This is a genomic window from Levilactobacillus zymae DSM 19395, from assembly GCF_001434115.1.
Taxonomy (GTDB): domain Bacteria; phylum Bacillota; class Bacilli; order Lactobacillales; family Lactobacillaceae; genus Levilactobacillus; species Levilactobacillus zymae.
Map to the genome: position 1 here is coordinate 21,155 of NZ_AZDW01000017.1, position 26,497 is coordinate 47,651.

At 56.6% G+C, this 26,497-nt stretch carries 22 protein-coding genes; 12 read left to right on the forward strand and 10 right to left on the reverse strand.

Annotated features, from left to right (window positions below; genetic code table 11):
- Positions 1-103 precede the first annotated feature (103 nt).
- From FD38_RS04245 to FD38_RS04260, 5 genes are all read right to left on the reverse strand, one after another.
- Positions 104-754, reverse strand: coding sequence for a hypothetical protein (locus tag FD38_RS04245; protein WP_057731543.1), 651 nt, complete (start codon positions 752-754; stop codon positions 104-106).
- A gap of 15 nt (positions 755-769) precedes the next feature.
- Complete coding sequence (locus tag FD38_RS04250) at positions 770-2,122, reverse strand: GH25 family lysozyme (protein ID WP_057731546.1); 1,353 nt, start codon at positions 2,120-2,122, stop codon at positions 770-772.
- 353 nt (positions 2,123-2,475) lie between these two features.
- Positions 2,476-2,766, reverse strand: coding sequence for a hypothetical protein (locus FD38_RS13005; protein ID WP_225430807.1), 291 nt, complete (start codon positions 2,764-2,766; stop codon positions 2,476-2,478).
- Positions 2,705-3,145, reverse strand: coding sequence for a hypothetical protein (locus FD38_RS13010; RefSeq protein WP_225430806.1), 441 nt, complete (start codon positions 3,143-3,145; stop codon positions 2,705-2,707). The genes FD38_RS13005 and FD38_RS13010 overlap by 62 nt, the downstream gene beginning before the upstream one ends.
- 21 nt (positions 3,146-3,166) lie before the next feature.
- A complete protein-coding gene (locus FD38_RS04260; protein WP_057731547.1) occupies positions 3,167-4,369 on the reverse strand; it encodes a GH25 family lysozyme in 1,203 nt (400 codons plus the stop codon).
- Between the two features lie 470 nt (positions 4,370-4,839).
- On the opposite strand from FD38_RS04260, the gene FD38_RS04265 reads away from it, so the two are divergent.
- From FD38_RS04265 to FD38_RS04290, 6 genes are all read left to right on the forward strand, one after another.
- A complete protein-coding gene (locus FD38_RS04265) occupies positions 4,840-5,871 on the forward strand; it encodes a glycosyltransferase family 2 protein (protein ID WP_057731549.1) in 1,032 nt (343 codons plus the stop codon).
- 11 nt (positions 5,872-5,882) lie between these two features.
- Positions 5,883-7,931, forward strand: coding sequence for a hypothetical protein (locus FD38_RS04270; RefSeq protein WP_057731552.1), 2,049 nt, complete (start codon positions 5,883-5,885; stop codon positions 7,929-7,931).
- A gap of 414 nt (positions 7,932-8,345) precedes the next feature.
- On the forward strand, positions 8,346-9,200 hold the full coding sequence (locus FD38_RS04275; RefSeq protein WP_057731554.1) for a DUF3737 family protein: 855 nt from the start codon (positions 8,346-8,348) through the stop codon (positions 9,198-9,200).
- The gene (locus FD38_RS04280) at positions 9,193-10,368 is read left to right on the forward strand and encodes a MalY/PatB family protein (protein ID WP_057731556.1); all 1,176 of its coding nucleotides are present in this window, start codon (positions 9,193-9,195) and stop codon (positions 10,366-10,368) included. Before FD38_RS04275 ends, FD38_RS04280 begins: the two co-directional genes overlap by 8 nt.
- Positions 10,369-10,699: 331 nt before the next feature.
- Complete coding sequence (locus tag FD38_RS04285) at positions 10,700-11,929, forward strand: MFS transporter (RefSeq protein ID WP_057731559.1); 1,230 nt, start codon at positions 10,700-10,702, stop codon at positions 11,927-11,929.
- A gap of 213 nt (positions 11,930-12,142) precedes the next feature.
- Positions 12,143-13,372 carry an MFS transporter gene (locus tag FD38_RS04290; protein WP_057731561.1) on the forward strand — a complete coding sequence of 410 codons (1,230 nt, stop codon included), beginning with the start codon at positions 12,143-12,145 and terminating at the stop codon, positions 13,370-13,372.
- Positions 13,373-13,417: 45 nt separating this feature from the next.
- Here the strand turns inward: FD38_RS04290 and FD38_RS04295 are convergent, their stop codons facing one another.
- Complete coding sequence (locus tag FD38_RS04295) at positions 13,418-13,876, reverse strand: Rossmann-fold NAD(P)-binding domain-containing protein (RefSeq protein ID WP_057731564.1); 459 nt, start codon at positions 13,874-13,876, stop codon at positions 13,418-13,420.
- 475 nt (positions 13,877-14,351) lie between these two features.
- On the opposite strand from FD38_RS04295, the gene FD38_RS04300 reads away from it, so the two are divergent.
- From FD38_RS04300 to FD38_RS04320, 5 genes are all read left to right on the forward strand, one after another.
- A complete protein-coding gene (locus FD38_RS04300; RefSeq protein ID WP_057731566.1) occupies positions 14,352-15,551 on the forward strand; it encodes a betaine/proline/choline family ABC transporter ATP-binding protein in 1,200 nt (399 codons plus the stop codon).
- Between the two features lie 2 nt (positions 15,552-15,553).
- Positions 15,554-16,180 carry an ABC transporter permease gene (locus tag FD38_RS04305; RefSeq protein ID WP_057731568.1) on the forward strand — a complete coding sequence of 209 codons (627 nt, stop codon included), beginning with the start codon at positions 15,554-15,556 and terminating at the stop codon, positions 16,178-16,180.
- A gap of 13 nt (positions 16,181-16,193) precedes the next feature.
- Positions 16,194-17,123 (forward strand): osmoprotectant ABC transporter substrate-binding protein, encoded by a 930-nt coding sequence (locus FD38_RS04310; protein WP_057731569.1) that lies wholly within the window; start codon positions 16,194-16,196, stop codon positions 17,121-17,123.
- A gap of 1 nt (position 17,124) precedes the next feature.
- The gene (locus FD38_RS04315; RefSeq protein WP_057731573.1) at positions 17,125-17,787 is read left to right on the forward strand and encodes an ABC transporter permease; all 663 of its coding nucleotides are present in this window, start codon (positions 17,125-17,127) and stop codon (positions 17,785-17,787) included.
- Positions 17,788-17,921: 134 nt separating this feature from the next.
- On the forward strand, positions 17,922-19,250 hold the full coding sequence (locus FD38_RS04320; protein WP_057731575.1) for a hypothetical protein: 1,329 nt from the start codon (positions 17,922-17,924) through the stop codon (positions 19,248-19,250).
- Between the two features lie 78 nt (positions 19,251-19,328).
- Here the strand turns inward: FD38_RS04320 and FD38_RS04325 are convergent, their stop codons facing one another.
- A complete protein-coding gene (locus FD38_RS04325) occupies positions 19,329-21,071 on the reverse strand; it encodes a phosphatase PAP2 family protein (RefSeq protein ID WP_057731577.1) in 1,743 nt (580 codons plus the stop codon).
- Between the two features lie 342 nt (positions 21,072-21,413).
- Positions 21,414-22,946 carry a hypothetical protein gene (locus tag FD38_RS04330; RefSeq protein ID WP_057731580.1) on the reverse strand — a complete coding sequence of 511 codons (1,533 nt, stop codon included), beginning with the start codon at positions 22,944-22,946 and terminating at the stop codon, positions 21,414-21,416.
- Between the two features lie 177 nt (positions 22,947-23,123).
- On the opposite strand from FD38_RS04330, the gene FD38_RS04335 reads away from it, so the two are divergent.
- A complete protein-coding gene (locus FD38_RS04335) occupies positions 23,124-23,768 on the forward strand; it encodes a nitroreductase (RefSeq protein WP_057731583.1) in 645 nt (214 codons plus the stop codon).
- A gap of 48 nt (positions 23,769-23,816) precedes the next feature.
- Here FD38_RS04335 and FD38_RS04340 read toward each other — a convergent pair whose 3' ends face one another.
- Together FD38_RS04340 and FD38_RS04345 are read right to left on the reverse strand one after the other, a co-directional pair.
- The gene (locus tag FD38_RS04340; RefSeq protein ID WP_057731586.1) at positions 23,817-26,084 is read right to left on the reverse strand and encodes an ATP-binding cassette domain-containing protein; all 2,268 of its coding nucleotides are present in this window, start codon (positions 26,082-26,084) and stop codon (positions 23,817-23,819) included.
- An 80-nt stretch (positions 26,085-26,164) separates the two neighbouring features.
- On the reverse strand, positions 26,165-26,482 hold the full coding sequence (locus FD38_RS04345; RefSeq protein WP_057731589.1) for a hypothetical protein: 318 nt from the start codon (positions 26,480-26,482) through the stop codon (positions 26,165-26,167).
- Between the last annotated feature and the right edge of the window lie 15 nt (positions 26,483-26,497).

A 26,497-nucleotide genomic window follows, 5' to 3' on the forward strand; every position in this document is an offset into this window, starting at 1 on the left:
GAGACTCGCAGCAATCGACTTTCTGATGATGAGCTTGGCGTTAAAAACCTAATCTGAGTGGGCTCGGCCGGCGAGCCTAACCGCGCCAACCCCCGCCGCTGTTCTAATCTGCACTCTTCTGCGCGAGCTTGACCGTATCGGCCGCCGTGGTGCCGTTGACCGCGTAGAGTTGCTTACCGGACTGCCACTTGACCGTGTTGGCCTTAGCACTTTCCGTGCCGCTGTACACCGTCACCGATCCCGTCTTGGCGGTGTCTGGCAGACTAGCTTGCTTCAATTGCGAATTGACCTGCTTGGCAAATTGCGTGGGCGTACCACTGGTATCGGCGTTATCCGTGACCGCGGTGACCGACCATTTACCCGTATTCCAGTGAACGTAGGTGTGCCCCATGGTGCCTTGGACCACCGCCGTGGTGTTCTTGGTCAACTTGACGTTAGCGCCGTCAGTCTGGCCCACGTAATCCACTTCATCCGTGGCCGTGCTGGTCGTGCCCAACGTCTGCTTCTGGAAGGTCGCACTTTGCTTCCCTTGCTGGTCCGTGTAGGTCACCTTGTAATTGCTTTTCGTGCCGCTAGTACTGGTGGCCGTTAATTTAGTCCCGTCCGCCGTGGCCGTCTTAGGTGCCGCGGTTTGGCTGACCGTACTAACGTCGTTGGCCGCATGCATGGTCAGGTAGGTCCCCGACCCCAACGTTGCCAGTGCCGCCAAACTAGTGGCCGCGGTTAAAATCAATTTTTTAGTCCGTGAATTCATTTCAAATGTACCCCCTTACTCTTGCACGTAGCTTTGCAGCGCCGTGACGTAATGGCCGTTGCTCAAGACGAAGTAGCGCGAACCCGTCGAGCGTTTCTTGACCGCCGTGACCGTCAGGGTCTTGCCCTTGGCGACCTTGGTGGCGCGCTGAGACTTCTTGAACCCGCTACCGGTGTATTCGTACAACGCCTTCTTGGTGGTCAGTTGCTTGCTGGAATTAAGCGATTCGTAATAGGCATGGTCGGAATACTGGGTGTTACCCGAGATGTAGCCCAGGCTGGTCTTGATGCGGTACGACTTTCCGCTCGGGGCCTTGACCACCTTCCCCGCCACCTTATCGCCGGAAACGTAATAACTCCCGGTCTTCTTGGTCAGTGACGAATCCGAATAGATGTAGAGTTTGTGTTTCAAGTTAAACGAGCCGTGTTGGCCGTACCAGTACCCGGTCCCGTCCTGCGAGAGGACCCACTTTCCTAATTCACTGATGTACAGGGCCTGCTTCGACTTGGATTGGGTCAAACTCTTGACCTTACTAATCTTATAGAACTTCTGGCGCGCGGACGTTGGAATCGCCGTACCGTCAACATATTTGGTTGCATTATTATGTAAGTAAATATGTTGGCCCTTCTTATAACTGCTGTACGCGTAGGTCGTGGTGTGGCTCAGCGCCGTGGTGACCCCGTCCGTCCACCAGGAAATCGGGTGAACCGACGTGATGGCCTTACTGTTGTCCGTGTATTCGCTCAACGCGGAGAGGTAATTGTGGTCGGTGTACTGCCACAGGGCGAGCGAAATCGTGGGTTGCGACGAATAGTTGGCGATCCACTGGGCGTCAAAGTTCTGACGTGCGGTGTTGGCGTAGCTGGTCGCAAACGATTGGTACGAATAGAAGACTAATTTTTTGTTGGTCAGCGCACTCATTTCGTCGTACCAGGCCTTGACCGCGGCATTGGTGGTGCCCGACGTCACGTCGTTTTCTTCAAAGTCCAGCACGTAGAACTTGGCGTTTTTGTTCGACCGATTATAGAAGTCCTTGGCTTCTTGCTTGGCGCTGGCGGCGCTGGTGAACCGCGCGTAGTCGTACTCGCCAAACGGGATGCCATACTTCACGTACAGGGCCGTGTTGTTGGTGGCGTAGAGGTCTTGGTACGAGGACCCGTATTGCCGCCGGTTGATGACGAAGGAAACCTGACTTTTCAAATTAGACACTTGACTGGCGGACAACTTGCCCTGCCATTCCGAAATATCCGGGATGGCGAGGGTACTGGCGTGCGCGACCGTTTGACTGCCCCACGCCAACCCGGTGATGGCGCCAAATAAGGCCACCGCTTGGGTCAACCGCCGCATAAAGTGATGCTGTAAAATCATGTTGGCACTTCCCTACTAAGTATTTGTTGCCTACTCCTGAGTTGTCGAACCCTGTAACTCCCCGGCTCGACCGCTGTCTCCTGCTCCCTGACGGCTCACCTCCCAACGACTCATCTTCTTCACTGTACCGAAATTAAGTGTGCAAGTCGTAACAAGGTAGTTGCAGTTCAGTTACCAAACGTTACAGTTTGATTGACCACCGGCCAGGGTCTTAACCGCCGAGTTGCCGGACAATTCGGCGGTTCAATCAGTCGCCATATAGGCTAAAAAAGCGGGGCGCAACCGACAATGATTTGCCCGTTGCTTCCCGCTTCAAAAATTAATAATCGTCAGTTCAAATGTCAGAACTCGGCCTAGTCGCTGTTCTGGGCCAACTTGACGGTTCCGGCCGCCGATTGGCCACTCACCGTATAAAGCTGGTGACCACTCTGCCACTTGACCGTGTCGGCTTGGGCACTGCTACCAGTCGTCTGGCTGTAAACCGTGACCGCCCCGGTCGTGGCGTCCGTCGGCAAGTGCTGTTGCTGCAACTGATTGTTGACCTGGTCGGCAAACTGTGTCGGCGTTCCGGACTGGTCGGCGTTACTGGTGACCGCCGTAACCGACCATTTGCCGGTGTTCCAGTGGACGTAGGTGTGACCCATGGTCCCCTGCCATGGTCCCCTGCACCACGGCCTGAGTGCCGTGCGTTAATTTCACACTAGGTCCCGCCGTGCTTCGGCCGAAGTAATCAACCTGGTCCGCCGCCGTAGCCGCACTCCCCAACGTCTTCTTCTGGAAGGTCGCCGCGTTACTTCCCGCTTGGTCGTGATACTTGACCGTGTAATTCTGCTTGGTCCCACTAGGGTTGGCAGCCGTTAGCTTGGTCCCACTAGCCGTGGCTGTGGTGGGCGCGGCCGTCTGGCTGACCGAGCTGACCCCGTTGGCCGCGTGCATGGTCAGGTAGGTGCCCGACCCCAACGTGGCCAGGACTGCTAAGCCCGTCGCCGCCGTCATTAAAATCTTTTTAGAACGTTTGATCATGGTTAAACTCCTCTCGTTTCCTCAGGCTAACGTCGAATCCTTCACGTTGGCCGTCAGGTAACCCAACTTGGTCTTGATCCGATAAGCCCGTCCGTTCGGGGACTTGACCAGCTTGCCGGTGACCGTATCGCCAGTTACGTAATAGCTACCCGTCCGGCGGGTCAACGCGGCGCTGGTGTAGAGGTTGAGTTTATGCGTCAACTTAAACGTTCGATGACTGCCGGCCCAATACCCGGTCACGCTGCTGGCCTTGACCCATTGGTTTAAGCCCTTGAGGTAGACCGCCGTACCGTTAGCCTTGACCCGACTAATGGTATAAAGCTTCTGGGTGTTGCGCTTCGCCACGGCCGCGCCAGTCAGGGTTACCGCGTGCCGGTGCAGGTAGGCGCGTTGGCCCTTCTGTAGGCTGACCCGAGCCGGAGCCGCGGGTGTCGCTGGCGCCACAGTACTCGTGGTACTGGTTCCCGTTGCTGAAGTAGCTGGCGTCGTAGGGCCCGTTGAATTGTGCGTTAACGCGGTCGCCACGCTGTCGTCCGCCCACCAAGTAACCGGATGGACCGACGTGATGACTTTACTATTATCCGTATATTCGTTTAAGGCCGCGAGATAGTTGTGGTCGGTATATTGCCACAACGCCATCGGAATCGTGGGCTGATACGAGTAGTTGGCAATCCACTGGGCGTCGAAGTTTTGTCGCGCCGCATTGGCGTAGGTCGTCGCGAAACTCTGATAGGAATAAAAGATGACGTGCTTATTGGTCAACGACCGCATCTCGTTGAGCCAAGCTTGTACGGCGCTGTTGGTGCTCCCCGCGGTCACGTCGTCTTCCTCAAAGTCCAGCACGTAGAACTGGGCGTTTTTATTTGACCGATTATAGAAGGTCTGGGCTTCCTGCTTGGCGCTGCTGGCGCTGGTGAAGCGCGCGTAGTCGTATTCGCCAAACGGAATCCCGTACTGCGTATACAAATTTGTATTATTGGTGGCATCCTTGTCCTGATAACCGGACCCATACTGGCGCCGGTTGATCACGAAGGAGACCTGATTCTTCAGGTTAGCGACCTGAGTGGCCGACAATTTCCCTTGCCATTCGGAAATGTCGGGGACCGCTAAAGAACTGGCATGAGCGACGACCTGACCACCACCGGCCAATCCCGCGGCCACGCCGAGTAACGCCACGAGTTGAGCGGTGCGTTTCTGCCAAGTCTGATGCCGAATTTTTCTCATCAAAAGACCTCCCCAGATTCTCTTGAGTTGCCGGTCCGCGGGAAACCCCATTCGTCCCCCTGACAGACCGTAATGTTCAGGTCCACTGTAGCCCCTCTAGTGTGTCTTTGGTGACAAAAACGTTGCAGTTTGGTTACGCTTAACCCCCGGCTCCACACCGTTTTACGGCTTAGTCGTCACCCACCACAATCACCACTGCTCACCGACCCCGTCCAGCCACCATTCTCCTCGTCAGTGGTCGTGACTCCCCGTCACCATCCCCCCTGAGCAGCGCAGACGCACAACTAAGCCCCCGCGTCACGGCTAACGCGACTAAATCGTTTCAGTTGTGAAGGTTAATTTCGCTAAGATACAGTAAAATTCAAGCTTAATTCCACCGCTTTTCCCCCTAATCAGCTTATGCTTTAGGCATATTCTTAACTAGCGGGGAAACTAGCTAAGTAACGTGACGCTTTCAGGGGAGGAATACCATGTCTGACAAAAAGTTACCACGGCTCACCTTAGTGGTGCCGTGTTTTAATGAAGAAGCCGTTTTACCTAGTAGTGCGAAAACCTTAGACGCGATTCTGACGCAACTCATGACCGAACAACAGGTCACCGCCGATAGTAAGATTCTCTTCGTCGACGACGGCAGTCACGACCAGACCTGGGACGAGATTCGTCGGTTACAAACCACCAGCGACCACTTTACCGGCTTAAAGTTCAGTCGGAACTTCGGCCAGGAAGCCGCGCTGATGGCCGGCCTGCAAACCGCTGCCCCCTACTCGGATCTGACCATCACCATCGATGCGGATCTCCAGGACAACCCGTTTTTGATTCCCAACATGGTCCAACAGGCCGCCGACGGGTTCGACATCGTCTACGGAGTCCGTAACGACCGGTCGAGCGACACCTGGTTCAAACGCAATACCGCCGAACGCTTCTACTGGTTAATGAATAAATTGGGCGTCCACCTGGTGCCCAACCACGCCGACTTTCGGTTACTCAGTCGCCGCGCATTGAGCGCCCTACTGGAGTATCATGAAAATGACCCCTTCTTGCGGGGCATCGTGCCGCAACTTGGGTTTGCCTCAACTAAACTGTATTACAAACGCCGGCCGCGACTCGCCGGGCAATCCAAATATTCCTTGAAAAAGATGATGAAGCTGGCGTTGGACGGAATCTTTTCGTTTTCCATCGCGCCCATCCGCGCCGTTTTGTGGGCCGGGGCCGCGATTTGTGTGGGCGCCGTGGCGATGTTTGCCTGGATTGTGATCCAACACTTCCGGGGCGCCGTGGTCACCGGCTGGTCGTCCATCATGACCTCGCTGTGGTTCCTGGGCGGGTGTCAGTTGATCGCCATTAGCATCATCGGGGAATACGTCGGGCGGACGTTTACGCAAACCAAGCGGCGTCCCCGGTTCATCATCCAAACCGACACCTACTCACACGCCTTTGCGGCGGGAACCGCCACGGCGACGACCGCGGCACCCAAGTCCCTGCATCATAGATTGTCAAATTAAGGAGATTGGCCATGGAACGACGGCAACATTTAATCAATAGCCTGGGGCTCCTCATCACCCTCGGGCTCAGTGCGGTCTGGGGGTTGGCCTTATTAGCGCCCGTGGGCTACCGCACTGATCAAAACTGGTGGCCACCACTGTTGTTGGCCCTCACCAGTTTGGTGGCCCTCGGCATCGTGGGCTGGCTCTGGCGTCGCTGGTCTGTCCGGCCGGTCCGCTGGCGAGCCCCTCTACTGTGGGTCCTCCTAATCGGCGTTCAGTTGATTGTGGCGGTCACCTGGGTCGCCACACCACACGCCGACCTGTATTTCGTGCACCAACAAGCCCTCAACCTGCTGCACCACGACACCACCTGGAACACTTACTTTCAGACCTATCCCAATAACGTCAGCCTGACGCTCCTCCTGGCGGGGCTGTTACAGATTGGTCGCTGGTTGGGGACCGATAGCGGCGTGTGGCTCAACCTGCTGCAATTCGCCTGGTTGGACTGCGGTCTGGCCGTGATGGCCCACCACCTTCGCCGCACGAGGCCCGTGGCCGCCAACACGTTTCTGGCCCTAGCCCTGACCTGTGTGCCCTTCTACGCTTACGGGCTCAACACCTATAGTGATATTCTGGTCCTACCGGCCGGCCTGTTCACGCTAGTCTTAATGACCCGCCTCCGTCACGCCACCACGGCGCGGCGCTGGTGGGTCACCGGTGGCTTATTAGGCCTGGTCCTCACTACGACCTACCTCTTTAAAGCCAACTTTATCGTGTTAGTCATTGCGGTGGTCCTGAGTCTCTGGTTGCTTCCCGTGGTGCGACCGCGGGCCGGCTGGGCCAAATTAGGTCTGACCGTTCTGTTGGGGCTTTGCCTGCTGGGTGGGAGCGCCGGTAACCACGCCGTCCAACGCGCCGCCGGCTACACCAGTGATCCGCAAAAAACGTTACCGGCCGTGAGCTGGATCGCCATGGGGGCCAACCCGTCCTTTCACGGCGACTATAACCATTACGACGCCGAGCCCGTGATCCAAGCGCCCACCGCTCAGGCGAAAAAACAACTGGCAACGGCCCATCTCAAGGCCTACCTGCACCAAATGGGACCGCTGGGTCTCCTCAACCACCTGGGCAAGAAGGCCCGCCTCTTCCTCGCTACCGGGACCTTCGACGCCTTTCAGGTTAATTCCAGTTTCACCCGCATGCCGACCTGGTACCGCCAACACAGAGCCACCGTCGAATGGCTACTAGCCAACTGGGCCCAACTGAGCTACTGCGCCCTGCTGTTGGTCAACCTATTCTGGGGCTGGCAACAGTGGCGCCGGCGGACCTTCCATCCCGGCTACTTATTGGGAGGGCTCTTCGCCCTGGGACTGACGGCCTTTCACGTACTGTTCTGGGAGACCGAGGAACGTTACGCCCTGCCACTCCTACCCCTCCTACTAGCGGGAGCGGCCCTGAGCTTGCGGGTCCCGGACCGGTTACCGGTCGCCCGGCCCGCCGTGGTCCAGCGACGATTGACTGGCGGCCTGGTCCTCCTGTTGCTCGCTGCACTGGGGACCGGGGGCTGGTCGTTGACCCGACCACTAGATAAGACGGTCCAGGTCGTGAGTCAAAACGAGGGCCGCTACTATCAGGACCGCCGGCACACGCTGCGTCCCGGTCAACACCTGACCCAACTCTTTACGGCCCCGGTGGCCTTTAATCATCTCTTGATTGATCCCGATGGCACCCGTATTGGCCAGGCCACCCTGCGCCAACGCGGTCACATCGTCTGGCAGTCGGCCCCCCTGACCAATCTCAAAAGCCTCACGCTTCCACGCCAATCCGCGGGGACCTACCAACTCACGGTCACGAACCGTTACGCCCACCGGAATTTACCCGTGGTGGTCGCCCCGGCTAACTTTCCGTTGGTGCCCCAGTCCCTGACCGGGGAGCCCGGCCACTATCTACGGTTCATCGTTCTGCGGACCGTCACGGCGCCCGGCCTTTCCTGGCCCCAATACGGCCTCTTCGCCGGCGCCCTCGCCTTACTGACCCTCGGCGTGGGGACCGCTTACCGCCGTCTCTGGTGGTCTTGAGGAATTTGTCAGGCAACCATCCTCACCGGTAAATCATGACCACTGCAAACAAATCAGTTGCCTTCGAGTGGCTCGAAGGGCTTAGAATGAACTTATTAGGCCTTGTTTTAAAACTCAAGCACTGATTTAAATAACCATTCATAACCTCTTAGTTGAAAAGAATCCAGCCTAGCTGTCTCTATAACTTGTGTAAGCTGGAGGGCCAGTCAGCAATGGGCTCAGGGGTGTGATTTGTCTTGGCCGGTGTTTTTTACCGACCTAGACAAAGGTTGGACTTTGAGACCTGAACTTCGGGCTCAAAGCCGTGCCCACCCAAAACCTGTTTCCGCCCGTTGCTGACTGGCCCGGAAGCGCTGAATTCTCCAGATTAGTCTTTTAAAGCAGACCCTAGTCAGACAAAGGAGTCGAACCCAATTGAAAGAACTTAACCAGCAATCATTTACGGGGGAACGGGCCCTCTTTCAAGCCCACGACCTCCACATCACCAATAGTACGTTTCACGACGGCGAGTCCCCGCTGAAGCACGGGCACGACTTAGCCATCGACCACACCATTTTTAAATGGAAGTACCCCTTGTGGTACGCCAACCACGTCACGGTCGACCACACCACCTGGCAACCCGACGCCCACGCCGGCATCTGGTACAGCCAGAACCTGACCTTACAAAACACGACGGTCCGAGCCACCAAGACCTTCCGCCACGCCCAACACCTCAAGATTCAAAACGTGGACTTCGCCAACGCCGGCGAGACCCTCTGGTGGTGCAACGACGTGCAAATCGACCACGTCACCGCTAACGGTGACTACTTCGGGATGAACACCAACAACGTGGTCGCCCACGATTTAAAGGTCACCGGGAACTACGCTTTTGACGGCGGCAAGAACATCGAGGTCCACGATTCCACGTTCATCACCCACGACGCCTTCTGGAACTGCGACAACGTCACCATCTACGACTCGACCATCATCGGCGAGTACCTGTCCTGGAACACCAAAAACATCACCTTCGTCAACTGTTGGCTGGAAAGTGATCAGGGCCTGTGTTACGTTGATGGTCTCACCATGCGGGATTGTTCGCTGATCAACACCGACCTGTCCTTCGAATACTGCAAGGACGTCGACGCCACCATCGTGACCCAGATCGATAGCGTCAAGAATCCCGTTAACGGGAAGATCACGGCGCCGCGTATCGGCAAAGTCATCTTTGACGATCCGGCCATCGATCCCGCCCGCACCACCATTACCACCCAGGAGGCTAACCATGACTAAATTTGATTTTTCCGAAATGATCGACCGACGCCACACCAACTCCGTCAAGTGGGACGTCAAGGACAACGAACTGCCGATGTGGGTCGCCGATATGGACTTCCGTACGGCGCCCGGCATCGTCAAAGCCATTCAGGACAAGGCCGTCACGGGCATCTTCGGCTACGAAGAAGTCCCCGAAGCCTACTTTGAGGCCGTCCAACACTGGTACGCCACGGAACACGACTGGGCGCCCAACACCGCCTGGATGCGGTTCGCCACCGGCGTCGTGCCCACCATCTCCTCGGCGGTCCGGCGCGTCAGCAACGTGGGCGACAACGTGTTGATTCAGGCCCCCGTTTACAATATCTTCTATAATTCCATCGTCAACAACGGCCGCCACATCCTGTCCAGCGACCTGATCGACCAAAACGGCACCTACGCCATCGACTGGGACGACCTCAACGCGAAAATGGCCGACCCGCTGACCACCATGATGATCTTGTGTAACCCCCACAATCCGGTGGGCAAGGTCTGGACGGCGGCCGAACTGACCCGCATCGGGGAACTGGCCGCGGCCAACCACGTCACGGTCTTATCCGACGAAATCCACGGCGACATCACCGACGCCGACCACCCCTACACGCCGTTCGCCTCGGTCAACGACGTCAACGCGCAGAACAGCATCACCTGTGTCTCGACCAGCAAGACTTTTAACGTGGCCGCCCTGCACGCCGCCACGGTCATCATTCCTAACGAGGCCTTACGCAACCTGGTCGACCGGGGCCTCAACACCGATGAACTGGCCGAACCCAACGCGTTTGCCATCCCCGGCGTGATCGCCGCCTACACCACCGGCGCCGACTGGGTCCACGGAATGAACGCCCAGGTCACCGCCAACAAGCAGACGCTGACCAAGTTCATCACCAAGCACCTGCCCGAACTTCAGGTCATCGAAGGCCACGCGACCTACCTGGTCTGGATCGACTGCCGCAACGTGACGCACGACACCACCGCACTGTGCGACTTTATTCGCGCGCAGACCGGCCTGTTCATCACGGCCGGTGCGGTCTACGGCGGCGACGGTCACGACTTCGTACGCATCAACGTGGCCTGCCCGGCCGAACGGCTCAAGGACGGCCTACACCGGCTGGCTAAGGGCGTTGACGCGTTTAAGGCTCAAAACGATTAACGGGCTCTTGAAGTTAACTTAACCAATTTTCGGCTCACGGACGCTTTTCCGTGGGCCTTTTATATACTCATTTTGACTGGTCTCTTCCAGGAATATTCCCTGATAAATTATTCGCAATTCACAATATTCTTGGCATATCTCACCATCGGCCCCACCAGGACAGGCTTTATACCTAACTGGCTAGCGGTAAGCCAGTTACCATATAGAATATTGAATAATCGGTACCGTCCATTTGGCGGTTCTTCCGGTGGCCCCGTTGACCTTTGGTGGATTTTGCCGTTTAATGAATGGTAATGTTACCGTTAACATTTTAGTGAAGAGGGTCTTCAACGTGGATGAAACTACTAAAGCAAACGGGCCGTGGCGCCGTAATTTACATATTCTCTGGTTTTGCTCCTTTATCGTGGGCATGGCCTTTAGCGAAATCATGCCCTTCCTGTCGCTGTACGTCAACAGCATGGGCGACTTCACCAAGGCCCAAGTCACCATGTACAGCGGGCTGGTCTACGCCGCCGACTTCTTCGTCGGGGCGATTGCCGCACCGCTCTGGGGGATGCTGGCCGACCGCACCGGCCGCAAGGTGATGCTGTTACGCACCTCGCTGGGAATCGCCGTGGCCATGGGCCTGATGGGCCTAGCGACCAACGTTTGGCAACTGGTCGCCCTGCGCTCACTTCAGGGCGTCTTTGCCGGCTACATCCCCAACGCCCAAGCGTTAATCGCCTCGCAGGCCCCACAGGAACACAGCGGGGCCGCACTCAGCACCCTGATGACCGGCGGGACCAGTGGGAACCTCTTGGGCCCCGTGCTGGGCGGCGTGTTGGCCCAGATTTTTTCCATCCGGGTGACCTTCTTCGTGACCGCCACCCTGCTGCTGATCACCTTCTTCCTCAGCCTATTTTGCGTGCGCGAGCAGTTCGTACCCGTCACCAAAAGCACGGCCACGGCCAACGACCACAATCCGCTGAAGGTCCTGACCAGCTCCCGTTTGATTTTTATCCTGCTGTCGTCGACCATGATCGTCCAATTCGGCAACACCTCCATCTCGCCGATCATCAGTCTGTACGTCAAGGAACTGATGCACAACGTCGGGCCGATTACCGTGGTCGCCGGGATTTTGGCGGCCCTGCCCGGTATCTCCAACATCTTCGCCGCCCCGCGGTTAGGACGCTACGGTGACCGCCACGGTTCCGGTAAGGTGCTGATTTTCGGCTACATCTTCGCGGCCATCGTTTACCTGCCACAGGGCCTGGTGACCGGCGTCTGGATGCTGGGGATTCTACGGTTTTTGGTCGGGTTTGCCGACGGGGCCCTGTTCCCCGAGATTCAGACCCTGCTGACCAAAAACACGCCCAACGACTTGACCTCGACCGTTTTCAGTTGGAACCAGTCATTTCAATCGATTGGTAACATGCTGGGCGCGCTGATTGGCGGCTGGATCGCCGGGATTTTCGACTACAACGCCGTCTTCTTCTCCACGGCGGCCTTGATGCTCCTCAACCTCGCGTTGATTTGGTGGGGCGCCCCGCAGATTCGTCGGACCCCCGCAGTCAAAAATTAAGGAACGCCATAATGGCGAAGCTACCGGCAATGGGACCGGTTCCGTAATTAATTTAATTATTGCGAGCGCATCCAACTAGCCACAAATCATTGATTTTTCGGGGCTATGGGCGTATTTTAGTAGAGATGTCCAATGGAATAAATGGTTTCAGGATGGGTCGTCACCCCCGGGGTGAGGCTCATTTTCAATCTAATCATAAGGAGTTGACGCACCTTGGATGAAGCTGAAAGGGAGCGCAGCCCGTGGCAAAAAAACCTGCACGTGCTGTGGTTCTGTACCTTCGTCGCCGGCATGGCGTTCAGCGAAATCATGCCCTTTTTATCGTTATACATCAGTAGTTTAGGCGACTACACCAAAGCTCAGGTGACCATGTACAGTGGGCTGGTCTACGCGGCCGACTTCTTTGTCTCCGCCATCGCCTCCCCACTCTGGGGAATCCTAGCCGACCGCAAAGGCCGTAAGATCATGCTGTTACGCTCATCGCTGGGGATGGGGATTTCGCTGGCCTTGATGGGCTTTGCCACCAGCGTTTGGCAGATGGTCGCGCTACGGGCCCTACAAGGGGTCTTCGCCGGTTACATCTCCAACGCCCAGGCCTTAGTCGCCTCCCAGACGCCCCGTAAACACAGTGGGGCCGCGTTAAGTACCCTGATGACCGGTCCGACCAGCGGGATGCTCCTGGGTCCGGTCGTGGGTGGGGTCTTGGCGCAGGTCTTCACCATTCGGCTGACCTTCTTTATCACCGGCTTCTTACTCCTGATCACCTTCTTCATGAGTTGGGGCATGGTGCAAGAGAAGTTCAAGCCGGTGGCTCCCAAGCCTAAGGAACAACGGAGCCTTAACCCGTTGGCGGCCTTTCCGAAGCCAAAACTGATTTTAGTGCTGCTTTCCTCAACGCTGATCGTGCAGTTTGGGAACATTTCGATTTCGCCCATTATCAGTTTGTACGTCAAGGAATTGATGCACAACGTCGGCCCAATCACCGTGGTCGCCGGGATCATCGCGGCATTACCCGGGATTTCCAACATCATCGCCTCACCGCGACTAGGTCGGTACGGTGACCAACACGGGTCCGGGCGGGTGCTACTGTTCGGCTACATCTTCGCCACGCTGATGTACCTGCCCCAAGGGTTCGTCACCAGCGTCTGGATGCTGGGACTGTTACGGTTCATGATCGGGATCTCCGACGGGGCGCTCTACCCCGAGATTCAGACCCTGCTGACCAAAAACACCCCGGTCGAACTCACCTCCACGGTCTTTAGTTGGAACCAGTCCTTCCAGGCCGTCGGTAACATGTTGGGGTCCCTGATTGGTGGCTGGATCGCCGGGGTCTTCAACTACAACGCCGTCTTCATCTCCACGGCCGCGCTGATGTTGATCAACCTGGCCCTGGTCTGGTGGCTCGTGCCCGAGATTCGGCAACGCAAAACCCAGACCGCTTAACTCAACAACAACGATTAAAAAATCCGTTTGACCGGGATGCGCCGGTCAAACGGATTTTTGAGTTGCTGGGATTAGGGGGACCGCCGTCGCGTGCGCTGCCAGGGTCAACGCGGCTCCCAGACCGTCGACAAAGTCAAACGGAATCTGGGCCGCCATTAACGCCTGCCGAGCGGCGCGCAGTTGCCGCGGCAGTTCCACCACGTCGTCCGTACGGCTAACGACTAGTCGCGGTTGGCCCGCGGCCCGTAACGCCGTGATCAGCGTCGGCACCAGCCGGGCCAGCTCAATGGTCGGGACTAGCGCAATCACTTGGTCCTGCCCCAACATCGCGGCGGTCAAGCCGCCCTCGTCTAAGGGCTGACCCGTTAACGCCAAAACGTCGGCGGGTAAGGTCACGCGACTGGGTGAATACACGGTCACTGTCACCCGGTCCAGTCGCCGGAGCTGGTCAATTAGGGTGCGGGCCGCGTGGTCCAGGGCCCCTACTAACAAAATATGGGACATTGTCTGTCAACTTCCTTTCGGTGTGCGGCAAGTCACTAGTCAGCACTTGCCAGTTATGCACAGCATACGACTTAGTATACCGGGTTCGAGTCACTCGAAGGCAACCCCTATTTTTAATCAATTTTTCGGCGAATAACCTGATAATGCTCACGACTTTATAAGGAGCACCTTATTAAAAGCTCATTTATATTTGTTATGGTTAGAGTGTTCAATTTAAGTTTTTTTCGCAAAACCCTTTCATCGGCTTAGTCACGCGGCTAACTAGTGGTTCATTCCACACGATTATCAACACTAGGAATTGTCTTTCCTTGGTAATCGTTCTTGAGTCGTGTACAATAGACCCAGTTAAGTCTGTCAACGAACAATCACATACGACCGGTCTCTGGCCCACCGTTTCACGGAAGCCGGTCCACCGATCGTTATTTTTATATCTCCGGCCAATCTGCGGGGATAATTCAATTCAGGAGGTTAATCAATGCTACTTTCAATGGAACATCTACGTAAGGAATATCCCAACGGTAAAATCGCCGTCGACGACTTCAATCTCGAAGTCGGTAAGGGAGAATTTATCTGCTTCATCGGAACTTCCGGCTCGGGAAAGACCACGACCATGCGGATGATTAACCGCATGCTCAACCAAACATCCGGGACCATCAAAATCAACGACCAGGACATCTCCAAGATGGACCCGGTCAAACTGCGCCGCTCGATCGGTTACGTGATTCAAAACATCGGGCTGATGCCCCACATGACCATCCAGGAAAACATCGAACTGGTCCCCAAGTTACTGGGCTGGTCGAAGGAAAAACGGGCTAAGCAAGCCCACAAGATGATCGAACTGGCGCAACTCCCCGACGAAATGCTGCAACGGTACCCCGGCGAACTTTCCGGGGGGCAACAACAACGGATCGGGGTCGTGCGGGCCTTAGCCGCCGACCAGGAAATCATCCTGATGGACGAACCCTTTGGGGCCTTGGACCCGATCACCCGTGAGTCGTTGCAAGACCTGGTCAAGCATTTACAAGAAGACCTGGGCAAGACCTTCATCTTCGTGACCCACGACATGGACGAAGCCCTGCACCTGGCGACCCGCGTGGTCATCATGAGTCAGGGGAAGCAGGTCCAAGTCGACACGCCGGAAAACATCTTACGGCACCCGGCCAACGAATTCGTCACCAACCTGATTGGGGAAGAACGCCTGATCAGAGCCCAACCCAACATCTTAAACATCAACCAGATCATGCGGAAGAACCCCGTGGCCATTTCGCCGGACAAAACCCTCTCCGATACCATCGACCTGATGCACGAAAAGCGTGTTGATACCCTGCTGGTCACCGACGACCAAGACAAGCTGATCGGCTACATCGATTTGGACGACGTTAGCCGGAACACCGACACCAACACGCCGGTCAGTCAGTTGATGAACCACCAGGTCTTCTACGTGCAAGACAAAGCCCTAATTGGGGACACCGTGCAACGGATCTTGAAGCTGGGTGTGAAGAACGTGCCGGTCGTGGACGACGACCACCGCTTAGTCGGCATCGTCACCCGGACCTCGCTGGTCGACATCGTCTACGATGCATTGCGGGGTGCCCCGGCGACCGACGAACAACCCGCCTCACCCATCAACGCCGACATTCACGCGGCGGCCACCCGTGAGGGAGGTGACGCGTAGTCATGATGCATTTCTTAGCGACCTACGGCACCCAACTGATTGCCAAGACCGGCCAACACCTCTACATTTCGGCGTTTGCCCTGGCCCTTGGTGTCATCGTGGCCGTGCCCCTCGGGATTTTACTGACGCGGATGAAACGCGGCGCCAACCTGGTGATCACCTTAGCTGGCGTGCTGCAGACCATCCCCGCCATGGCGTTGCTGGCCATGATGATCCCCATCTTCGGGATTGGTTCGACGCCCGCCATCGTGGCGTTGTTCATCTACTCGCTGTTACCCATTTTACGGAATACTTACTTAGGCATGCAGGGCGTGTCCCCGACCGTCCGCGATGCCGCTAAGGGGATGGGGATGACCTGGTGGCAATCCATGCTGCGGGCCGAAATTCCCCTGGCCGCCCCGGTCATCATGTCCGGGATCCGGCTGTCGGCGACCTACGTGATTGCTTGGGCCACCCTGGCCTCATATATCGGGGCCGGTGGGTTAGGTGACTTTATCTTTAACGGGTTGAACCTGTACCGTTCCGACCTGATTCTCGGCGGCTCGATTCCGGTCATTTTATTGGCCCTCTTGGTCGACTACCTGTTAGGTAAAGTCGAATTCGCCGTCACCCCCAAGCAATTTAAATAGGAGGCCTGTCTTTATGCAAAAACGTTTACGTCAATGGCTGGCCGGACTCCTGGTCGTCATTTTACTCTTACCACTAGGTGGCTGTGCGCTGCCCGGCTTAGGCGGTTCCGGGAAAAATACGGTTCGCATCGCCGCGCAAAACACCACCGAACAGCAAATCATGGCCTACGTGATTCAGGGCATGATCGAACATTACACCAATTTAAACACATCCATCATCAACAACTTAGGGTCCGGGAACGTTAGTTTTAACGCCCTAAAGAACGGTAACGCCGACATTTCCTCGATTCGATTCTACGGAACCGATTTAACCACCATCCTGAACGAAAAGTTCGAACGGGACCCACAAAAGGTGGTCGGCACGGTCACCAAGGATTTCCAGGACCGCTACCACATGACCTATTTCAAGACTTACGGGTTCGCCGACACCTACGCGTGGATGGTCAAGCCCGCCTACGCCAAGAAGTACCACTTAAAGACCGTCAGTGATCTGCAAAAGTTGGCGCCGAAGATGACGGTCGGGATCGACCAAATCTGGCAGAACCGTCAGGGGGACGGGTACCCGGCCTTCCAGAAGACTTACGGTTACAGCTTCGGGACAGTCAAACCCATGCAGACCGGACTACTCTACGATGCGTTAGCCGCCAACAAGATGGACGCCATTCTGGGCTACTCCACCGACGGCCGGGTCGCCAGCTACCACCTGAAACTGCTTAAGGACGACCGGAACTTCTTCCCGCCGTACAACGCCAGTGCCGTCACCACTAACAAGATTCTGAAGCAACACCCCGAATTACGGGGCGTCTTGAACCGGTTGGTCGGCAAGATTTCGTTAAAGACCATGCAGACGTTGAATTACCAGGTCGACGACGAACTCCAAGAACCACAAACCGTTGCTAAGCAATTCCTAAAGGATCACCACTACTTCGAAGGGGGGCAATAAGATGAAAGACATGGGACTTTGGAGTCAACTGATTTACTACTTCACCCATAACGGCATGTACGTGCTCAGTCAATTTAACCAAACCTTTCTGGTCTCCATCTACGGCGTGCTCTTCGGGGCCATCGTGGGGATTCCAATTGGGATCTGGGTCTCCCAGCACCGGCGGCTCTCCCCGGTCATCATCGGGATCGCCAACGTCATTCAAACCATCCCGTCACTGGCCATGCTATCAATTCTGATGCTGGGTCTTGGGTTGGGACAAAATACCGTGATTGCCACGGTCTTCCTCTACTCGCTGTTACCCATCATCAAAAACACCTACACCGGAATGCTCAGCGTCGACGCCGACGTGCTTGACGCCGGTAAGGGCATGGGGATGACCCGCCTGCAAATCATGACCACGATTCGGATTCCGTTATCGTTATCCGTGATCATCGCCGGGATTCGCAACGCCCTGGTTCTGGGGATTGGAATCACCGTGATTGGCTCGTTCATCGGGTCCGGCGGTCTGGGGGACATCATCGTCCGCGGGACCAACGCCACGAACGGGGGCGCCATTATCCTCGCCGGCGCCTTACCCACTGCGCTGATGGCCATCATCACCGACGTGGTGTTGTCCTTCGTTGAAAAGCGTTTAACGCCGAAAACGTCTTCGGAAGCTTAAAGTTGACGCGTCGCCGCTAGTTGGGCGACGCGTTTTTCTATGGCCTAAATTTGTAAGGCCCGGCGCTAGGCGTTTAGCGACCGGACTTGCTATACTTAACTTATATCTGAACTTGCCTAAAGGAGGCCGTGGCCGTGGAACGCCTCAAACAAGCGGGCATCGATTTTTCGGTGGGGACCCTGAACTTTTTAGCCAACACCGGTGTCATGTTGCCCTACATCCTGATTTTATTTCAGTACCAAAAAACACAAAGTGCCACCTACCTGGTCGCCCTAGTGACCGTCTACATCTCGCGGGCCGCCAGTATCTTCTATACCAAACGCTTCAACTTCCGCTCCAGTACCTACCTGATCCTCACGCTGGTCCTCGGCGCCCTGGGCAGTCTGCCCTTTGCGCTGACCCAGTCGGTAGGTTGGCTGATTGTCGGGAGTCTGTTGTGGGGGTACAGCGCCGCCACCATCTGGCCGTACTTTCTGACCGTTAAGCTCCACCTGACCCATACCACTCCGTTCAAGATGAAACGCGTGTATTGGTTGGTCTTCTTGGGGCTGATCATCCTGTTGGAACTGGACTTCGTGCTCAAACTCAGCTTCTCGCTGACCTTCGCGCTGTTAGCGCTCCTCAACCTGGCCGCCTTACCGGGCGGACTCCTGCTAAACGAGTTCACCCACGACTTCTACCGCGGGCAACCGAACCAACGCCACGGGCTCAAGCAGTTCTGGCGTTGGTGGCTCTCGGTGGTCTTCTTCGCCGCCATTGCGGTGTTGACCACGTTACGCAAGTCCAACCTGGCATTACCCGCCTGGTTGACTCTGGTCATCATCCTGGTTGCCCTGGTCATCGCGCTGATCGAACTCTACGCCGACCGCCGCAAACTCCGTGAATTCAAGCTCCGCTTATTGAACCGCGGCTTTCTTCTCAGTTTCGTGTTGCTTTTCAGTAGTTTCATGGCCTACTTCTACTGGGGAAAGCTGGGGATGTACCTGATCTTCGTGGTTTACCTGATTGGCTTTGAAGGCGGGGCCGGCATCATCAACGCGTTGGCCCACCACGACCCCACCCGCAAGCAACGCCTCAGTGGGGCCCTGTTGGTTTTGGGGCACCTGCTGGTCCTGATTCCTTGGAAGTACCCGTACCTGCTCGGCTTGCTCCTGATGGCGCTGTACATCGGCTACGACAATCCCACTATCAACCGGGACATGTACGAATCTCAGGTGGTCGATAACGATACGGCCATGATCGACAAATACCGGTTCTCAACCGCCGGCGGGCTGATCTGTCAACTCTGCTTGTTCGGCCTGCTGGCGCTGGTCGGCTGGCTGGGTCAGCTTCCCATCTTAGACTTCTTCAAGCCGACGGACGCCACCAACTGGTTCCTCTACACCTGGGCCGTTAACTGGCCCCTGGTCTTGACGTCGTTGGCGCTTTCTCTGGCCAACCTGCGTTCGCACCGCGCTGTATGATTGGACGCAAAAGCGTTCCGCCCCCGACTCACCGGTCGTTGGCGGAACGCTTTTTAACTTCGATTTAACGGTTCAGGCTTAGCCCCGAACGAGTTCTAAACTGTGGGCGTGGTACTTGACGTGCCAGCCTTGTGGCAAGCCCTTCACGTGGGCGAACTTCCCTTTGACGCTGCCAAACTTCAAGAGAACTTGGTGGGACTTCAAGCTCTTGGCGTTAGTGATGGTCAGGGTCCCGGCTAACTTCGCTTGGCCGCGAATCTTCATGGCCGTGGCCTTCGTGACCGTCAAAGCCAGCGTCCCGCGCTTACTTTGTTGGTAACCCTTTTGCAACTTGGCCGCCGTATTGGTGGTCAGCGTGCCGCCCTTCACAGCAACATTCCCTTGACCCGCCGCGTTCGTGGCGTTCAGGTCTAATTGACCGTTCGTGACTTGAATTCCACCCTTAAAGGTGTTGTTCCCGTTCAAGGTCAGATCACCGGAACCTTGCTTGACCAGTTGGCCCGTGCCGCCGATGTTGTTGCGCCAAGTATCGTGCGCGTTGAAGCTCCCCTTGGTTGCATCCATGTTGACCTTGGTGGTGTCCCAAAGTTGGCCGTAACCGTTGGCCGCGGAGAAGAGGTCGAGGCGACCCCAGCCTTCCGCGTCATCCAACAGGTGGTAACCGGAAGGCAAGCCCGTGGTTGCCAGGACGGCCCGCCGTTGGTTCGCACTCAGGTAAGGTAACCGGGTCGCCAAGAGGACTTCGGCGCCCTTAGGAACGCGCATAGCTTGGTTCGAGTCGCCATCTTGTGGCAAGCCGTAAGTCATCCGGTAACGGTAGTTCTTTTGGTTTTCTTGGTAGTTGCTGTAGTCGTCTTGCGCGTTAACCAACGGACTACTTTGTAATAAGTTAGAGTGGGCTTCTTGGTACGCCTTCTTCATGATGTCGCGGTTGGCTGGGTCGTTCAAGACGCTGGCCGTCACCGCCGTCCCGAACATCCGACCACCCATCACGGCTAGTGGTGAGTGCCGACCGGCTAAGATTCGATCATAACCCATTTCGGAAGAGCGCGTGACCAGTTCTTGGAACCGTTCTGGGAAGGCGTAAGCTAACATTTCCCCGGTCTCAAATCCGGCCGTGGTGTGGCCACTTGGGAAGTCAAAGTCGCCGTCCTTCGGGGAAGCCGCCATCACGTTGACCAAGTAAGGGTTAGGTAGAACGTCCTTGCTCAGCTTGTAAGGCCGCTTGTACTTGAAGGTGTTCTTCGGTACCCCGGTACTCCCGTAAGAGCCCCGTGTCAGTTCGACTAACTTGACCATGTCACCGAGCTTGGAGTTTGGATCCGCCCACTTGACCTTCGAATAAGGGGTCGTGGCGGGTTGGGGTTCCGTCGGGACGGTCGTGTAATCGGTCTGCGCGTTGGCATTCTTAATAAACGCCTTGGCGTAGGGGCCTAAGCCGGAAATCAAGCTGTAAGACAAGGAACGCCGGTCCGTTAAGAAAGACCGGGTGACCTCGGCGCTCGTGCGGTTCTGGGTGATCTTCGCCGCAATCGCCGTGTTCTGATTCAAAAAGGCTGGATCCAATTGACCCTTAACGGGTGACCAGTACTTCGAGAAGTTGTTCAGTAACCCGTAGGCTGGATTCGTGCTGGGGGTCGTGTTCTGCTTAGTGTTGGCCTTATAGTTGTCCACGTAGAACCCGTAGCTGGCCTCGTGGGGGGCAATTAATTGGTCGACCGGACTGATTGTCTTGGCCTGAGCCACCGGGGTCATCATCGGCAACAACACCAGCATCGTGGCCAGGGCCGCACCGAACCGTTGTTTCTTACGCATCATCATAGTATCAAATTCCTCCCTACTCCGTTTGGTTATCGCGCTAACCTGAAACTAGTGTACCCGCTTTGCCCACTGATTTGGGCCGCTTTACGGAGTCTGTACAGGACCTCAACCAAATCTTTACGTCCCCACAATCATTTTGATATTACACGGTTGTGATGCACAAAAAAGAGTCTGGGACAAAAATCCCAGGCTCTTGGTCGTCTCCGAATATTTGGTGTCGAAACGTGCGCCAAAAGGCAGCTGGTTCCGCTTAACCCCGTAAGGCAGACAATCCAGGCCCAGGATTATCCGCCTTACGATGTTAATGCTCGCCAGCTAACCGCCTTTTGTCCCACTCTTCCCTTAGTCTTCTTCTAATAGTTGCTGGAGTAACCGTTGCGTCTGGGCCCCGCGGCGGTGTTGGCGGTCCCGTTGTCGTAAATAATACTGTTCCAACGCCGACAACGTCACGGCTTCCTCAGCGGCCGGTAACGCGTAATCCCGGTGAAAGGTCGCTTCGACGGTCGTCCAATCCATGGTTTGTTGCCCCAACCGCCGTAATTGCCCGGGTGTCACGTGCGCCTTCTTGGCGGGCACCCAGCGGTCCGCCGGTTGCCGTTGCAGGCGGACCCGAAAGGCGCGTTGCAACGGTTCTGGCCAGCTAGCAGGCACCTCCACTGGTCGCGTGACGGTTGCTTTGAAGCGGGCCAGGTCACGATACACGGCCGCGGGCACCTGGCGTCCTTCCCAAGACTGGCGCAGTGCCATTAATTGAGCATCCCGTTGGGCCGGCGTCAATTCGCTCCCCAACGCCGCATTGAACACGTCATCGTCCCAATCGCGTTGCCGTTGGGCGGCCAAAGCGCGGGTCCGGCGATCCAGATCCGCCACCAACTCACGGGGCACGATTTGAAGGCGTTGCGCGTGGATGCGCCCCTGATGCGCGAATTCGGTCGCCATCACACCTAGCTGATAGGTGTTGACTAGGCGTTTGACCGCCGGTGGTACGGTAATTTTCGCCAGTTGGGCCTTGAACTCGGCCAGGGCTAACCGGTCAACCATTAACGCCGTCACCTGCGCCAACCAATCCTGATAAGCAGCGGATTGGTACACCTGCGTCTGGGCGCTATCCTTGGCCTGATTAGCCGCCTGCCAAGCCCGCTGTTGCGCCCGTTGTGCATCCCGTTGGGCGTTGGCGGCCTGGGCTTGCTGCCGGGCGACGGCTTGTTGTTGGGCGGTCCGGTCGATGGCCTGTAAGCGCGCGTAGTCCCGAAGATTCGGGGCTAATTGCGTCTCTGGTAAGACCGTCGTTCGCCGTTTCAGGTATCCCGTGACGGTCGCCTGCGTCCCCCGGCGAACCCGCGTCTGCGCCGGTCGGTGTTGGGCCGGCAGATGCGGTAAGGCGTCTTTGGTCCACAGGATGTCCGGCACCTGCGGATACTTTGCCGTTAGGGTGTCATACTGGGCCACCGCGTGAAAATTGTCCTCGGTGGTGATGGTCATCAGGTACTGCATCTCGTCACTCATGAACTTCTTGACGCACTCGGACCCCACCACGATCTCCCGGCCATTCAGGCGCAGGACCACGTGATACTCGTAGCGCACCGGCAAATGACACAACGCACAATGGCGCCAATCGCGGCGTTGTGCGCTGGCGTTCACTTTATACGGTAATCGCGCCAGGAGCTTCCAGGCCGCACTACCGGCCACCAACCAGTCCACCCGGTTGGCCGCTAAGTCGGCCTTGGCACTCCGCGTCAAAAAGTCGCTGGTGGTCTTGACCGTTGGGTGCTCCCGGAGTTGCGGCATCAACCGCGTCAGCGCCGGAATCGGCAAGGCGGGATAACTTAATTGTAGAAACCGGTTTTCGGCCGGCGTTAAAATCGTGGCGGTCATCCGGTCACGTCCTCTCATTGCAGAATGTTCTAAGCATAGCATAATTTAACCACAAAAAGAACATACGTTTCCTATCATTTTAAAGTGATGGTTACACAAAGTTATTGCATTCAGCCGACCGGACCCGTAAACTATAAACTGTTTAATAGTCAGAATCATTGAGGAGGAGACTTAAACATGGAATTTGCTAAAGTTTTACAACGTCGGCGGGCAGTCCGCCACTTTAACGCCGATCCAATCAGCGTTAACACTCTACACTCTATCGTGGCGGCAGCCCAGCAGGCCCCGTCCTGGGGGGATTCGCAGCCATGGCGGGTGACTATTGCCACCGGGGACACCTTGGCACGAATCAAAGCGGCTCATCGTCAACGGGCTCAGGCCGGCGTGAAGGGCCACGCCGAGTTGACCGCCGGCACGCCCACTTGGCCGGCAGCCTCGCGGGAGAACACACAGACCTGGCTGACCGGAATTCAAGCCTTTTTAGGTGATCAGGCCCCCCAGTTAGATGCCATTCAGGCCGATCTCTTTGATGCGCCCGTCCTAGTTTACTTAACCATCCCGCAAGGCTCACCCGCTTGGTCGGTGTACGACCTGGGGGCTTTCGGCCAGACGTTAATGCTGGCGGCGGCCGATTACGGCGTAGCGTCGATGCCGGCCTACGAAATTATTAAATATCCGGACATCGTCCGTCAGTTCACCGAACTCCCGGCCGACCAACTATTGGTCATGGGCATCGCCTTAGGCCACCGGCAAGCCGATCGCCTCAACGACTACCCCGCCGGCCGCACCGACACCCACCAAATCTTAACCATTAAAGACTAAAAAACGTGAGACCACATCCCCCAACGGCATGTGGTCTCACGTTTTAACTTATTCTGAAATCCATTGTTTTAACGCGACCCCGGTGCGCGAGGTCGGAACGGTCACTGCTTGGCGCGGTACGCCACTGTACTGGATTTGCCCACCGTAACGCCCGGCGTCGGGTCCCACGTCGATCAACCAGTCTGCCTGACTGATGACCGCCAAGTTGTGTTCGATGATGATCAACGAGTTACCGGCTGCTACCAAGTCGTTAAAGAGTTTCAGCAAGCGCTCGGTGTCCTGTAAATGTAGGCCGGCCGTGGGTTCGTCCAACAGGTAAACGGTCCCCTGTTTGCCCAGTTCGACCGCCAACTTCAAGCGTTGGAGTTCTCCTCCAGACAAGGTGGTCAGCGGTTGAATCAACGTCAGGTAGCCCAAGCCAACCCGATCCAGGTTCGCTAACTTGGTCGCGACCTTGGGCGTCTCGGCAAAAAAGTCGCTGGCCGCCGTGACCGACAGCTGTAAGACCTCGGCAATCGTTTTACCGTGATAGGTGTACTGTAGGGCGTCTTGGCTATACCGTTGGCCGTGGCAGAGTTCGCAGACCTGCACGACCGGGTCCATAAAGGCCATGTTGGTGATGGTCACGCCCTTGCCCTTACAGCGTGGACAAGCGCCCTTGCCGTTATAGCTGAACCACCCGGCCGCAACGCCGTTAGCCTTCCCGAATAATTGGCGAATGTCGTCCAAGATGCCCAGGTAGGTGGCTGGCGTCGAGCGAATGTTAATGCCGACCGGCGTTTGGGCTAGGTCGATGTAGTCGGTCTTGAGCGACTGTTTGATGGCCGTGACCAACGAACTTTTCCCGGAGCCGGCGACCCCCGAAATCACGCTCATCACGCCTAACGGAATATCGACGGACACGTCCTTTAAATTGTTTTCCGTCACGTGGTGTAGACTGAGCTGACCCTTGGCCGGCCGTTCCGGTCCCCAAGTGTGCGGCCGCCGTAACCATTTCCCGGTCAGGGTGTCCGACGCCAACAACTCCGGATAGGTCCCGGTGAAAGTCACCTGACCGCCCCGTTGACCGGCTTGCGGCCCCATTTCCACCACGTAATCGGCGATGGAAAACATGGCCGGGTTGTGCTCGACCACCAGAATCGTGTTGCCCTTTTCCTTCAGCCGGGTCAACGCCTGCTTGATCAGCTGAATGTCATGGGGGTGCAGGCCGACGCTGGGTTCGTCTAAAATGTAGACCATGTCGACCAATGCGCTGGTCAGGTACTTGGCGATTTTAATCCGTTGGGCTTCCCCGCCGGACAGAGAACTGGTCCCCCGGTCGAGCGTCAGATAGCCCAAACCGATGTCGACCAACGATTGAATCTTAGTGGTCAGTTCTCGTACCACGTCGGTCGCCAGCGGCACGGTGATGGCCCGCAAGAAGGTCAACACATGATTAAGATCCATGGCCGAGACCTCCGCGATGTTCTTGCCATTAATGTGGTTAGTCAGCACTTCGGCGCGCAACCGGGTCCCGTGACAGGTGGGACACGGCTTACGGGTCACAATGGCCGCAATGGCTTCGCGATGGTGCGCCGCTTCTTTCTTCCCAATGATCGACCGGCGAATTCGCGGCACCAGGCCTTCGTAAAGCGCCGTTCGCGGAAAACCTTCGCCCGGGTGCGCCAATTTCTGTTGGGGCGCGTGCATCAGTAGCTCGTACTCGTCAGCGGTATAGTCCTTAATGGGCTTATCGTCGTCGAAAAGGCCACTGGTCGCGTACCGCCGCCAACGCCAGGTGTTCGGCGCGAAACTGACGAAGGTGATGGCGCCCTGGTTCAAGGACTTCTCCGGGTCGATCAGTTGGCTTTCGTCGATATCGTCGACGTAGCCCAAGCCCTGACAGGCCGGACACATCCCCTGGGGCAAGTTGAACGAAAAGGTATCGGAATAGCCGATAAACGGTTTCCCGATCCGTGAGAACAACAACCGCAGCAACGAATAAATCCCGGTGTACGTGGCGAGCGTCGACCGGGCGTTTTTGCCCAACCGTTGCTGGGCAATCACGATGGCCACGGGCAGGTGGTCGATGTTACCAACGTGGGGCTGGCCGTATTTAGGTAAATATTGTTGGGTAAAACTCGGAAACGTTTCGTTGAGTTCGCGCCGTGAAGCCGCCGCAATCGTATCGAACACCAACGATGATTTTCCCGAACCAGATAACCCCACGAACACCGTGGTCCGGTACTTCGGAATCCGTAAATCAACGTGGTGCAGGTTGTTTTGCGTGGCGTCGTGCACGTCGATGAACCCGCGATCAAATACTTGAGTTGGCATGGTAATCTCCTCTCCGTCTCGTCGAAAAACATTACCTTTTCAGTGTAGCACGGCTAAAAATAGATGACCGTTCTGACGGCTTAACGGGCCTTGGGATTGTTACTCAACGCGTGACTCACGTAAACGATACCGTAACGTTGGACCCGATAATGCGCCACGAACTCCGGCCGCCGCGCATTATACAGGTCATTAGACCGGTACTTATATTTAGCGGTCAATCTCCCAGGACGCGTTACCGCCTGCCGCCAAATCTTCGCGTGAACGGCCGTTTGGACCGGGTGACTTCCCCGCATCCGGTACAACAAGGTCAACCGGATGCTTCCTTCCGGCGTGCACAGGACGTAAGCCACTAAAATGGCCAGGCACACAAGTCCCAGCCGAGTTCCCCATTTTTTCATGTTCATTTCCTCCTC